Genomic DNA, 13,365 nt, shown 5'->3' with positions numbered 1-13,365 from the left:
ATTCGATTTTCAATATTGCATTTGTCGAAAAAACTTTATTTTTATCATACCATAAATTATATCGGTAATTTCATGTTAATGTTGAATAAGATTTTTTCCAATTTTGTTCAGCATCCGAAATGCCATCATCACTTATTTCATAACCTACTTAGATCTAAAAAAGTATGATAAAAAAAGCAAGCTGGTAGAATTTCTCTATCAGCTTGCTTTTTCATGTTGTTTTTTATAAATATCTATCCCTGCTTCGCGAAGCATCCACTCAATATGAACACCATATCCCGAAGTAGGATCATTTACAAATACATGTGTGACAGCTCCAACCAATTTTCCCTTTTGAATAATTGGACTCCCACTCATGCCTTGGACAATACCACCAGTCTTTTTAAGAAGCTTTGGATCAGTTATTTTGATAATCATTCCCTTAGTTGCAGGAAACTTTTGTGGGATTGTATTAACTATTTCTATATCATATTCCTCCACTTTATTCCCTTCGACAACAGTTAGTATTTTAGCCGGTCCTTCTTTTACTTGGTTGGATAAAGCAATGGGCATCGGTTTATCATATTTTTCATTTGATAAAGTTTTATCTAACGTACCGAATATCCCAAATGGGCTATTTCGCTTTATATCTCCAATTACTTCATGATCGGAAGAAAATCGTGCTAACTTCTCACCAGGCTTCCCATCACTTCCTTTTTCTATTGAAGTAACTGTGGATTTTAAAATTTGTCCATCATCAACAACAATTGCTTTTTTCGTATCCATATCTGAAATCACGTGACCAAGTGCACCATATTTTTTTGTCTTTGGATCAATAAAGGTCATTGTACCAATTCCTGCAGCTGAGTCTCGAATATATAACCCAAGCTTATAGCTTTGTTCTGATTGATCTTTTTCAGGATTTAATGAGGTTTTTATAATTTCCTGCTCGCGCTGGATAGTAATTTTTAATGATTTCCCCTCTTCTCCAGCCTTCTTCACCATAGGTGCCACATCTGACATTGTTTCTATTTTTTCATCATTTATTTCAGTTATAATATCTCCTACTTTGATTCCAGCCCTTTCTCCAGGTGAAACTTTACCAGATTTTGTTTCTACAAGATGATGACCGACTACTAAAACCCCTAAAGTATTTAATTTTACTCCTATTGAATGTCCACCCGGAATCACCTTAAAATCTTTAATGACATTAATGTCAACTTTTTTAATAGGTATTCCCGCAAATTCAAAGAAGATTTCATCTTCTCCTGTAGTATTCCCTTTAACAGTTAATGACTTCTTTTCCGAAAAAACGTTTACACTTTCACCATCATGCCTAACTTTAGCGGAAACTTTTGCTGTTTTAGGAAAACTTAGCTGATCACCTTCAAACAATGTTACATGGGTTGGAATGCTTAAATAATCTTGGAATGGTATAGAAAAACTAAATATACAAAGTGAAACAAGGAGAAATCCACCTAATATTTTTCTAAGAAGTTCAAATTTCAAAACCTTTCACTCTCCTCGCTTCTAATCCACACAAAATGGTTCTTGGAAATAGCCTTTTCTTTTTTAATTGGCTACAATTTTAATTTAGCCTTGATAGGGCGGAAATATAACAAGGGAAAAAGAAAAAAGCTAACCATTCATGGATAGCTTTTCAAGTTGCCTTCTTTGCATAAGCCAATTGTAATAATTCTTCTGCATGTTCCTTTGTTTTATCCGTAATTTCAACTCCAGAAATCATACGGCCTACTTCCTTTATCTTTTCATTATGTTCGAGGGTTCTAACCAATGTTCTTGTACGTCCGTCAACCGTTTCCTTCATAATAAATAAATGAGTATCAGCCATGGCAGCTACTTGTGGAAGATGGGATATACATAATACTTGTGAGTGTTCGGATACTTGGTAAATCTTCTCAGCTATAGCTTGAGCAACCCTACCGCTAACACCCGTGTCGACTTCATCAAAAATAATAGAAGTAATTCCTTGGTGTTTCGAAAAGATTGTTTTTAAGGCAAGCATCATTCTTGATAATTCCCCACCTGAAGCCACTTTATTTAAAGGTTTCAACGGTTCCCCTGGGTTTGTCGAAATATAAAATTCAATAATATCTAATCCATCCTTACGAAACGGTGGATTTGGGTTTCCTTTAAGTTCGCCAGCAGATTGAAGGAATCTAACTTCAAAGATAGTTTTATCCATGTATAAATGTTTTAATTCATCATGGATTGCCTTAGTTAATTGATCTGCCCATATCTTTCTAAGATCATGTAACTGCTTTGCTTCAAGAAATAAATCCTTCTGAACTTGGTAAAGTTTTTTTTGTAAATCCTCAATATGACTTTCTCTATTTATAATCGTTTCAATTTCTTCTTCGATGGTGGCACTGTATTCTAAAATATCTTCAACTGTCCCACCATATTTCCTTTTTAATTGATTGATTTCATTTAGACGACTTTCTATATCATTAAGCCTCTCCGGACTATACTCGAGACTATCATATTCGTTACGAATCGTTCGTGCTACATCCTCTAAGATATAAAAACAATTAGACACAGATTCTAAAATAGGACTAAAATCCTTCTCAATTTCAGCAGCAGCTTCTAATTGAGTCATCGCAAGGCCTACCCAATCAATTCCTTTTTGTTCCCCTTGGAGTGCTCCATAACTTGTTTTTAATGAATCAAACAGTTTTTCAAAATTTGAAAGCTTCCTTTTCTCCTCCATTAATTCCTCATCTTCATTTAATTGAAGATTAGCCCCTTGAATTTCACGAAGCTGAAATTGAATAAGATCGAGTCGATGCGCCATTTGTTGTTCATTTTCACTTAAACTTTTTAGTTTCGAAAGGGTTTGTTCATATTGTTTATATAGTATTCCATAATTATTTAGTGCTTGTTCAATTTCCTGACTTCCATATTGATCTAAGAGACGTAAGTGATTGGTTTCATTCATTAATTCCTGATGTTCATGTTGACCATGAATATCAATTAGAGTACTTCCAACTTCTCTTAAAATTGAAATAGTAACAAGCTTTCCATTTATTCTACATACACTTTTACCAGTACTTGATAGATCCCGATGAAGAATAATCATACCTTCTTCAATATCAATGCCAAATTCCCTTGCTCTCTCATAGCAGGGATGTGTTGGGTCATCTAAGATAAAAAGTCCCTCTATTTCAGCTTTTTTTTCTCCATGTCTTACAAATTCCGAAGACCCTCTACCACCAACTAATAAATGAACTGCATCGATGATGATTGATTTACCTGCACCAGTTTCACCAGTTAAAACAGTTAATCCTTTTTCAATTGATAAAAATAGTTCATCAATGATGGCAAAATTTTTTATGGATAATTCCTGTAACACTGAAAACTTCACCTCATTTTTCATCAAGCTTTTTGCCCAAACTCTGCTTTTATTATCTTTTTTATTTACTAATTAGCAACAGGATTTGCCATGCTAGCGTAGTATTATTAGAGCATGTCTAATATTTTTTCTGAAATCAGCTTAGATTTCTCCTCATCTCTACAAATAATTAAACATGTATCATCACCACATAGTGTACCAATGATTTCATCCCAATCAAGAATATCAATCAATGCACCAAGTGCATGTGCATTTCCTGGTAATGTTTTCAAAACGATCAGATGGCCCGCAGAATCTATACTTATAAATGCATCCATTAAGGTTCTTTTTAATTTTTGCATTGGATTAAAACGTTGATCTGCAGGTAGGCTATATTTGTATCTTCCATCCATTAACGGAACTTTCACTAAATGCAATTCTTTAATATCTCGTGATATTGTAGCCTGCGTGACATTAAACCCGCCATTTCTTAAATGTTCAACTAATTCATCTTGCGTTTCTATATCAAAATTAGCAATAATTTCTCGGATTTTTATCAATCGTTGTCCCTTATTCATACTCATCCACCTTTATTCAAAATACATTAAAACAACTTTTACATATTAAACTTTTTACTTCCATGTTAGCCTATTTTAGTTTAAATGTACACTTAAACAGCGTAATAAACATGGTTACTCCATAAAATTGTGAACTAGGAATTAGAAAAGAACAGATCCTTATTGATCTGTTCTTCCTGATAATTCACTGTGTGCTTTTTCAACTACTTCTTTAATAGAGAACGTAAGATTGCAAGTACCTTCCGTATCGATATTCTGCCCAGACCATTGTAAGTGAATTAAAAATTCAATATTCCCTTCTCCACCTGTAATCGGTGAAAATGAAAGGTTCTCTACATTATAGCCCTCTTGAATAGAGAGCTTTATAATCTTTTCTATTACTGCTTCATGAACTTTTTTATCTCTTACAATTCCCTTTTTGCCCACTTGCTCTCTTCCTGCTTCAAATTGTGGTTTAATTAAAGCAATTACATCACTTGACGGCACTAATAAGGTTTTTAATACTGGAAGAATTAATGATAAGGAAATAAATGAGACATCAATAGTTGCCAAATCCGGCATTTCCCTAATTAAATCTTGAGGGGTTACATAACGAAAATTTGTTCTCTCCATTACAACAACCCGATCATCATTTCTTAATTTCCATGCTAATTGATTGTATCCCACATCAAGTGCATAGGACATTTTGGCACCATTTTGAAGTGCACAATCTGTAAATCCACCCGTAGAAGAACCAATATCAATTAAAATCTTATCCTTGGCAGTCACATTAAAAACATTTAATGCTTTTTCTAATTTTAATCCACCCCTACTTACGTAAGGAATGACATTTCCTTTAACAGTTAATGGAATATCTTCTGCTACCTTTTCACCAGGTTTATCTAACCGTGATTCATTTGAATAGACAATACCCGCCATAATTGCACGCTTAGCTTTTTCCCTTGTGTCAATGAGACCTCTTTCCACGAGAAGCACATCTAGACGTTGTTTTTTACTTTTCATTTTTCATGCCCTTTTTTGTATTTTCGGTGCAATAGCTTGTACCTTTTTACAACTTCTTCTGTTGTCATACCAATTTCCTGTAATAATTGATTTACACTACCATGCTCAATGAACTGATCAGGAATCCCCATTCGATCGATTGTATTAGTAAATCCATGATCATGAGCATATTCAATAACCGCACTTCCAAATCCGCCTTGAAGTACAGCTTCTTCGATTGTTAATATCGGTAAGTTTAATGAAAATAAATCATGTAACATATTTTCATCCATCGGTTTAATAAAGCGTGCATTAATCACTTTAACAGATAATCCTTGTTTTTGCAGAAGATTGGCAGCTTCAAGAGCCATTGGAATAGTCGTCCCAAATGTAAGAATTGCTGCATCTTTTCCTTCACGAAGAATTTCCCATGTACCAATAGGAATTGTTCGAAGTTCCCTATCCATCGGTACACCATAACCATTCCCACGTGGGAATCTCATAGCAATAGGACCATCATCATATTGAATGGCTGTATTAACCATATGTTGGCCTTCATTTTCGTCTTTCGGCATCATTAAAACGAGATTTGGAATATGTCTTAAAAACGCAATATCGAAAACCCCTTGATGTGTTTCCCCATCAGCACCAACTAAACCCGCTCGATCAATCCCGATGAAAACGTTTAGGTTTTGTCGACAAATATCATGAACCACTTGATCATAGGCTCTTTGTAAAAATGTTGAATAAATTGCCAAAAACGGTTTCATTTTTTGTGTCGCTAAACCAGCTGCTAAAGTAGCTGCATGTTGCTCTGCAATTCCTACATCATACATTCTATCTGGCAATTCTTCCGCAAATTTCTCAAGCTTAGATCCGACAGGCATCGCTGGAGTAATCGCAACGATCCGATCATCCTTCTTAGCTAAACGTAGAACTGTATCACTAACTAATTTGCTCCATGCTGGTGGTGCTCCGACTGGCTTAATTAAATCACCGGTTTCAATTTTATATTGTCCGGTACCATGCCAGGTACCTATCGTATCATTTTCAGCAGGTTCATATCCCTTACCTTTTTTAGTAATGACATGTAGTAAAATTGGTCCCTTTGTCTTTTTAGCGTATTGAAATTGCTCAAATAAAGCATCAAAATTATGACCATCAACAGGACCTAAATAAGTAAATCCTAATTCCTCGAAAAAGATTCCAGAAACAAGAAAATATTTCATGCTGTCCTTTAATCTTTCAGCAGTTGCTGCTAATTTCCCTCCAACCGCTGGAATTTTCTTCAATAAATTTTCCAGTTCATCTTTCGCCCATTGATATTTATTGGCAGTGCGTAAACGGCCCAAAATATTGTGTAAGGCCCCAACATTTGGTGCAATAGACATTTCGTTATCATTCAATATCACAATAAGGTCCTTTTTTTCATGACCAATATGATTTAATGCTTCTAATGCCATACCACCTGTTAATGCACCGTCTCCTATAATTGGAACAATATAGGACTTTTCTTTTTTAATATCGCGTGCAATCGCCATTCCCATTGCAGCAGATAGTGATGTTGAAGAATGACCCGTTTCCCACACGTCATGTTCACTTTCACACATTTTCGGGAATCCAGATAATCCTTTATATTGCCTTAATGTAGTAAACTGATCAGCACGTCCTGTAAGGATTTTGTGAACATATGATTGATGTCCAACATCCCATAAAAATTTATCCTTCGGACTATCAAAACATTTGTGTAATGCGATTGTTAATTCAACAACCCCTAAATTAGGACCAATATGTCCTCCTGTCTTTGACAGATTTTCTATCAAAAATGAACGAATCTCTTTACTTAATTCTTTTAATTGACTCGTATTCATTGTTTTCAGAAAGGAAGGGTCCTTTATTGATAATAGATCCAAAACGGATCACTCACTTTCATTTAAATAGATTTTACTTTAATCATTATCAGTTTTAATAAATAATATAACGTTGACCACTCATGCATGTTTTTTCAGTGCCAGATGAGTACCTTAAAAATTGCCGCTACTCTTTTATAACGGCAAACTAATATCCATGTATTTTTATGTTTTTTTGTATTATAACATATTTTCTTCTTTAACTCATTTATGAATCCCTTACTTCAATAAGGCTAGCCATTTCTTCGAGTAAATTTGAATGTAAATTAAGTGTTTTTATACATTCTTTTGCTTTTTCTGTATGATAATGAAGTCGTTTTTTTGCACCATGTAATGATAATAAAGAAGGATAAGTACTCTTCACATTTTCGACATCACTTCCAACAGGTTTCCCTAATGTCTCTTCGTTTCCTTCAATATCTAAAATATCATCTCTTATTTGGAATGCTAAGCCGATATTTTCAGCATATTCTGCTAAAATGTCAATCTGCTCATTTGTTGCATCTGCAATAATGGCACCTGCTTTTACTGCATATAATAACAGTTTTCCCGTTTTATTTTTATGAATATATTCTAATTCATCAATGGTCAAGGATTTATTTTCCCCTAACATATCAGCTACCTGACCACCAACCATTCCTTCCGGACCAGCAGATATAGCTAATAGTTCCATCAGCTTCACCTTTTTATCATTAGATAGTTTGGGATCTTGAGCAATTACTTGAAAACTATATGTAAGTAATCCATCACCAGCTAATATTGAATAGGCTTCCCCGAAAACCTTATGGTTAGTTGGTTTCCCTCTGCGTAAATCATCATTATCCATCGCTGGTAGATCGTCATGGATAAGAGAATAGGTATGTATCATTTCTAGTGCACAGGCAACAGACATCCCTTCCATTTCGTTTTGACCGAATGAACGAATTGTGGCAAATACTAAGGACGGTCTTATTCTTTTTCCACCAGCTTGAAGAGAATAATCCATTGCTTCTTTAATGATCATTGGAGCGTTTAAGTTTGAAATATATGCGGAAAGTTGATTCTCTAATTCTTTATTCATTTTTGACATAAATGTTTTTAAATGCAAGCTTAATCCTCCTCTTTGATGATAAACTCCTCTTCACCATTATCTGTAATAATACTAGTTAGTTGCTCTTCTACTGTTTTTAATTTATCGTGACAAAGCTTGGAAAGTTCCATCCCTTTTTTATAGATCGTCAATGCTTCTTCTAAAGGGACATCCCCTTTTTCTAAACGTTGAACAATGACTTCTAATTGTTCCATTGCTTCTTCAAATGATAATGTTTCAGCCATCTTTTTCATTCCTTTCCAATTTCTTTCACTTCACAAATAATGTTTCCGTCAGCTACTTGTACTCGAATACGATCGTCTTCTTTTATTTGGTTCACACTTTTAATAATCTGTTGATTCTCTGTATAGGCAAGACTATATCCTCTATCCATGACTTTTAATGGGCTTAATGCTTCTAATGTCATAAGAACCTTTGAGAACTCCTGCTGTTTATCCTTTAAAGCAATCATTAATTGTTTTTGAAGTTCATTGTTTAATCTTTTGTATTTTTCCTTTTCATGTTCAACCTGTTTTTTCGGTTGATTCCTTAAAAATTGTTTTTGCAGTTGGGTAAAGTCAATGAAAAGAGATTGAATTTTTTGTTTCATCCCACGACTTAATTGGTTCGTTAATCGGTCCAAATGTTCCATTTTTTGTTCATATAAGCGCTGAGGGTTTTTAAATATATAAGAACGCTCTAAAAATTCCAGTCTTTTTCGTTCATGTCTAATCATCTCAGAAGTGCTTCGAATTAATCTCGATTTTCGATTCAACAGTTTTTCCATTAACTCCTCTATATGAGGGACAGCTAATTCTGCCGCACCAGTCGGTGTAGGTGCACGTAAATCTGCAACAAAGTCTGCAATGGTAAAATCCGTTTCATGTCCAACTGCTGAAATGATAGGAATATGTGAATGGGCAATAGCCCGTGCAACAATTTCTTCATTAAATGCCCATAACTCTTCAATTGAACCACCACCGCGTCCAACAATTAAGACATCTATTTTTTCCATTTGATTCATTTTTTCAATTGCGTCTGCAATGGATTTTGCAGCATTTTCACCCTGTACTAAGGCTGGGTGTAGAATCATTTTTCCGATAGGATATCTTCGCTTAATTGTAGAAATAATATCTCTAACAGCCGCTCCTGTCGGCGATGTAATAATTCCAATTGTATTGGGATATTGAGGTATTTTCCTTTTTCTTTCCAGAGCAAATAATCCTTCACTTTCTAACTTTGCCTTTAACTGTTCGTACGCTAAATACAACTCTCCTATTCCATCTGGCTGCATTTCCTTTACATAAATTTGATATTGACCACTGCCTTCATAAACAGTTATTTGACCTTGAATTAAAACATTCATCCCATTTTCAGGCTGGAATTTTAATACTTTATTAGCAGAAGAGAACATCACAGCTAGAATTCTAGCTTTATCATCTTTTAAAGTAAAATACATATGACCACTGGAATGCTGCTTAAAATTTGAAATTTCTCCTTTTACATGGATATTAGCTAAATACGGATCGACATCAAATTTTCTTTTAATATATTTGGTTAACGCTTGAACAGTTAAATACCGATTTGCTGTCAAATGTAACACCCTTTTTATATTTAATATTGAAAAGGAGACTGTATTGACTCCATAGTGCTTTTCTTCATTTTAATGGTAGGATTACGATATCTAAGCCCTACATTATGTAAAAACAAAAGCTGCTTCAAGGGAAGTCAGCTTTTGTTTTATTATACATCTTAATCATTAGGTTGACGATATTTTAATTATTTTTCAGTGGATTTCAGCTTATTTTGTTAGCTTTATTATTCATTTACTTTTGGGTCGTATCTTTTATTTTCGACAATACACCATTAATAAATTTACTTGATTGCTCATCACCGAATCGTTTAGACACTTCTAATGCTTCATTGATCGCTACGTTTGCTGGGATATCATCAACATACATTAATTCAAATACACCTAAACGTAAAATATTTAGATCCACCTTTGCTAACCGATTGATTGTCCACTTTTCAAGGTGTTGAGCAATCATTTCATCAATTTCATTTAAATGATTACTTGTCCCATGTACCAATTCATTTAAATATTCATCATTTTCTTCACCTTTGACTACATTTTTGATGGCCTCATCTGGGGAAGCTTCGTTGATATCTATTTGAAATAATGCTTGGAGAGCCTTCTCTCGTGCTGTTCTTCTTTTCATTTTCAATTAAAACTCCTTTTTCTCTAAATGAGGATGTCAACGCCTCAATATTGATTCATATTGTCCCTTATTATTTTACACTAAAAAGATAATAGCATAAAAAATACATTGAACGCACGATTTATTCTAATATCATTCATTTTTATTATAATTCATAAAAAAAGTAAAGCCAAGGGTGTGTACCCTTGGCTAGTGGTTTATATCATTTCTGGTTCGTAGTCATTTTCCTGCTTCTGTGTTTCAAATTGAATGCCAACAATATGAATATTAACTTCTTGTGCTTCTAAAGCTGTCATATTCAGTAGTGCTTGACGAATATTGTCTTGAATTTTCCCAGCAACTGTCGGTATTGAAACACCAAAATTCATCGTACAATAAACATCAACAAGTATTCCTTCTTCCGTTAGGTCTACCTTTACACCTTTACCATGGTTTTTTCTTCCGAGTTTTTCAGCAACACCGGATGCAAAATTTCCTCTCATTTGAGCTACGCCTTCCACTTCCGTTGCTGCAATACCTGCGATTACTTCAATAACCTCTGGAGCAATTTCAATTTTACCTAAACCGTCTTGACCTTGGTTCATTTCTAGCATTGTATTTGTTTCAACCATCAATCAAACACCTCCATCTATGATTATTTCATTATATCGTATTTTTCTAAAAACTTCGTATTGAAATCACCACTTACAAATGTTTCATGTTCTAACAATCGCATATGGAAAGGAATAGTTGTATGAATTCCTTCTACTGCAAATTCACTTAATGCACGTTTCATTCTAGCAATTGCTTCATCTCTTGTCGCTCCATAAGAAATAACCTTTGCAATCATAGAATCGTAATATGGTGGAATTGTATATCCAGGATATGCGGCAGAATCGACACGAACTCCTAGTCCACCCGGTGGTAAATACATATCAATTTTCCCTGCGGATGGCATGAAATTCTTGGCAGGATTTTCTGCATTGATTCTACATTCAATCGACCATCCCTTAAAAGTTACTTCCTCTTGTTTAATCGATAGTGGTTGACCAGATGCAACGAGTATTTGTTCTTTTACTAAATCTACACCTGTCACCATCTCTGTAACGGGATGTTCTACTTGTATTCTCGTATTCATTTCCATAAAATAAAAAATTTGATTATGATGATCAAAAATAAACTCAATCGTTCCTGCACCAGTATAATCAACTGCTTTTGCTGCTTTTACAGCTGCTTCACCCATTTTTTCACGTATTTCAGGGGTAAGTGCTGGTGATGGAGATTCTTCTAATAGTTTTTGTAAACGTCTTTGGATTGAACAGTCACGTTCACCTAAATGTATTACATTCCCATGTTGATCAGCCATAATTTGGATTTCAACATGTCTAAAATCTTCAATGTATTTCTCAATATACACACCAGGATTACCAAATGCTGTTGCAGCTTCTTGTTGTGTGATATTGATTCCTTTTACTAGTTCTTCTTCATTTTTCGCAACACGGATTCCTTTACCACCTCCACCAGCAGTAGCTTTAATGATTACAGGATATCCCATTGAATTAGCTAATTGGATTGCTTCTTCAATTTCATTAATAATTCCTTGAGAGCCTGGGACGATAGGTACACCTGCATCCTTCATTGTTTCTCTTGCAACGTCCTTTGTACCCATCTTAGAAATTGCTTCTGGACTAGGTCCGATAAAGATAATATTGCATTCTCGACATAGCTCTGCAAAGTCAGCATTTTCAGCTAAAAATCCATATCCAGGATGAATTGCATCACAACCTGTTAATTTAGCAATACTAATGATATTTGTTACATTTAAATAACTATCTTTTGATGCTTTTGGTCCAATACAATAAGCTTCGTCAGCTAACTGTACATGAAGGGCATCTTTATCAGCTTCGGAATAAACCGCTACAGCTTCAATACCTAAATCACGACATGCACGGATAATCCTGACAGCAATTTCACCGCGATTGGCAATTAATACTTTTTTTATCATGATGTTCGCTCCTTACTTAGTCTTCACCAAGAATAAAGGTTGTCCATATTCAACAAGCTGGCCATCTTTAACTAAGATTTCAACAATTTCTCCGTCAACTTCAGCTTCAATTTCATTAAATAATTTCATCGCTTCGACAATACAAACAACTGTATTACTCTGAACCGTTGATCCAACCTTCACATACACGTCAGCGTCTGGTGATGGGGATTGATAAAATGTCCCAACCATTGGAGAAACAATTTTATGCAAGTTCTCATCTTGTTTTTTAACAGGTTGTTCTACTATCTCTTGAACTGGCTCATTTTTCACTTGTGGCGCAGCTGGAGCAGGCGCTACTGGTTGCATCACTGGATTTTGGGCAATAGGAGCTTCAACAACCGTCACGTCTGAATTTTTCTTCATTTTAATTGAATATCCTTCACCTTCCAATTTAAACTCATTAATGCTTGATTGATCAATAAGCTTAATTAGTTCACGAACTTCTTGTATTTTCATAATAATAACACCTCTTCAGTTTTTTGGATAAACCATCAATATGTACATCATTAATAATTATTATCCTGCTATTACATATCTGCTGTCAAACTTCATTATGAATAGATAACTAACTCTAGCAGAATGATTTAAGACTTACTACTAATATCATACGATAAGACTTAGTAAAAATTCAATAACCTAATAGAACCAATCTAATTTTACGAATAATAAAAGGTGATCCAATTCACTCCGGATCACCCTAAACATGACTATTTACGGTTGAAAATCTACAGCTACTTTTTGCATGTTGCCCATTTCTTCCTGTACTAATCTTAAAATTTGATTGGCTGCTTTTGTATTATGTTCTTTTGCTTTAACTGTAATTTTCATTTCAGTCCCATCTGCTCTTACTAAAACATCTTCATAGCCTTTAGATTTTATTAATTGTTCTAAAACCTTTTCAGTTGTTGCTAGTTCATTTAATTTCTTCATTTCATCCTGTGCTTTACTTCTTTCTTCAGCTGATAAATCAGTTGACGCTAACGTTTTTGTTAAATCATCCTTTGCTTTGCTACGATCATCCTGACGATCTATACGAATTTGTTCGAACACTTCATCACTTTGTTCTGTCACAACATTCATGTTTTGTTCTTTCTTAGTAGTTTCTTTTTCCTTCGTTGCATCCTTTCCATCTTTCTGCTCGACCGCGGCCATATCTGATTGTTTTGGATCTGAAGTAACATAATAGACGGAAAGTACGACGACTAAACTTAACATTGTTAATAACCATACAGTTTGTTTTTTCAATAACAT

At 34.5% G+C, this 13,365-nt stretch carries 13 protein-coding genes; all 13 read right to left on the bottom strand.

Annotated features, from left to right (window positions below; all coding sequences use genetic code 11):
• Nucleotides 1-198: 198 nt before the first annotated feature.
• A complete protein-coding gene (gene spoIVB, locus I5818_RS09710; RefSeq protein WP_071976157.1) occupies nucleotides 199-1,488 on the bottom strand; it encodes a SpoIVB peptidase in 1,290 nt (429 codons plus the stop codon).
• 151 nt (nucleotides 1,489-1,639) lie between these two features.
• Nucleotides 1,640-3,352, bottom strand: coding sequence for a DNA repair protein RecN (gene recN, locus I5818_RS09705; protein WP_058002237.1), 1,713 nt, complete (start codon nucleotides 3,350-3,352; stop codon nucleotides 1,640-1,642).
• A 107-nt stretch (nucleotides 3,353-3,459) separates the two neighbouring features.
• Nucleotides 3,460-3,909 (bottom strand): transcriptional regulator AhrC/ArgR, encoded by a 450-nt coding sequence (gene ahrC, locus I5818_RS09700; protein WP_058002236.1) that lies wholly within the window; start codon nucleotides 3,907-3,909, stop codon nucleotides 3,460-3,462.
• A 159-nt stretch (nucleotides 3,910-4,068) separates the two neighbouring features.
• Nucleotides 4,069-4,911, bottom strand: coding sequence for a TlyA family RNA methyltransferase (locus I5818_RS09695; RefSeq protein WP_058002235.1), 843 nt, complete (start codon nucleotides 4,909-4,911; stop codon nucleotides 4,069-4,071).
• Complete coding sequence (gene dxs / locus I5818_RS09690; protein WP_209391899.1) at nucleotides 4,908-6,803, bottom strand: 1-deoxy-D-xylulose-5-phosphate synthase; 1,896 nt, start codon at nucleotides 6,801-6,803, stop codon at nucleotides 4,908-4,910. Before dxs ends, I5818_RS09695 begins: the two co-directional genes overlap by 4 nt.
• 205 nt (nucleotides 6,804-7,008) lie before the next feature.
• Nucleotides 7,009-7,869 carry a polyprenyl synthetase family protein gene (locus I5818_RS09685; RefSeq protein ID WP_071976237.1) on the bottom strand — a complete coding sequence of 287 codons (861 nt, stop codon included), beginning with the start codon at nucleotides 7,867-7,869 and terminating at the stop codon, nucleotides 7,009-7,011.
• A 20-nt stretch (nucleotides 7,870-7,889) separates the two neighbouring features.
• Complete coding sequence (xseB, locus tag I5818_RS09680; protein WP_058002233.1) at nucleotides 7,890-8,114, bottom strand: exodeoxyribonuclease VII small subunit; 225 nt, start codon at nucleotides 8,112-8,114, stop codon at nucleotides 7,890-7,892.
• A 5-nt stretch (nucleotides 8,115-8,119) separates the two neighbouring features.
• Complete coding sequence (xseA, locus tag I5818_RS09675) at nucleotides 8,120-9,463, bottom strand: exodeoxyribonuclease VII large subunit (RefSeq protein WP_078109396.1); 1,344 nt, start codon at nucleotides 9,461-9,463, stop codon at nucleotides 8,120-8,122.
• Between the two features lie 232 nt (nucleotides 9,464-9,695).
• Complete coding sequence (gene nusB, locus I5818_RS09670) at nucleotides 9,696-10,088, bottom strand: transcription antitermination factor NusB (RefSeq protein ID WP_058002231.1); 393 nt, start codon at nucleotides 10,086-10,088, stop codon at nucleotides 9,696-9,698.
• Between the two features lie 197 nt (nucleotides 10,089-10,285).
• Nucleotides 10,286-10,699 (bottom strand): Asp23/Gls24 family envelope stress response protein, encoded by a 414-nt coding sequence (locus tag I5818_RS09665; RefSeq protein WP_071976161.1) that lies wholly within the window; start codon nucleotides 10,697-10,699, stop codon nucleotides 10,286-10,288.
• Between the two features lie 23 nt (nucleotides 10,700-10,722).
• Nucleotides 10,723-12,072, bottom strand: coding sequence for an acetyl-CoA carboxylase biotin carboxylase subunit (gene accC, locus I5818_RS09660; RefSeq protein WP_058002229.1), 1,350 nt, complete (start codon nucleotides 12,070-12,072; stop codon nucleotides 10,723-10,725).
• A gap of 12 nt (nucleotides 12,073-12,084) precedes the next feature.
• Nucleotides 12,085-12,573: an acetyl-CoA carboxylase biotin carboxyl carrier protein gene (accB, locus tag I5818_RS09655; protein ID WP_058002228.1), complete on the bottom strand. Its 489-nt coding sequence runs from the start codon at nucleotides 12,571-12,573 to the stop codon at nucleotides 12,085-12,087.
• Between the two features lie 252 nt (nucleotides 12,574-12,825).
• Entirely contained in the window at nucleotides 12,826-13,365 is a 540-nt protein-coding gene (locus tag I5818_RS09650; protein ID WP_058002227.1) for a SpoIIIAH-like family protein, read from the bottom strand.

The sequence above is a fragment of the Heyndrickxia oleronia genome (assembly GCF_017809215.1).
Classification (GTDB): domain Bacteria; phylum Bacillota; class Bacilli; order Bacillales; family Bacillaceae_C; genus Heyndrickxia; species Heyndrickxia oleronia.
Note: the sequence above shows the minus strand (reverse complement) of the source record. Positions and strands in the feature narration are given on the sequence as shown.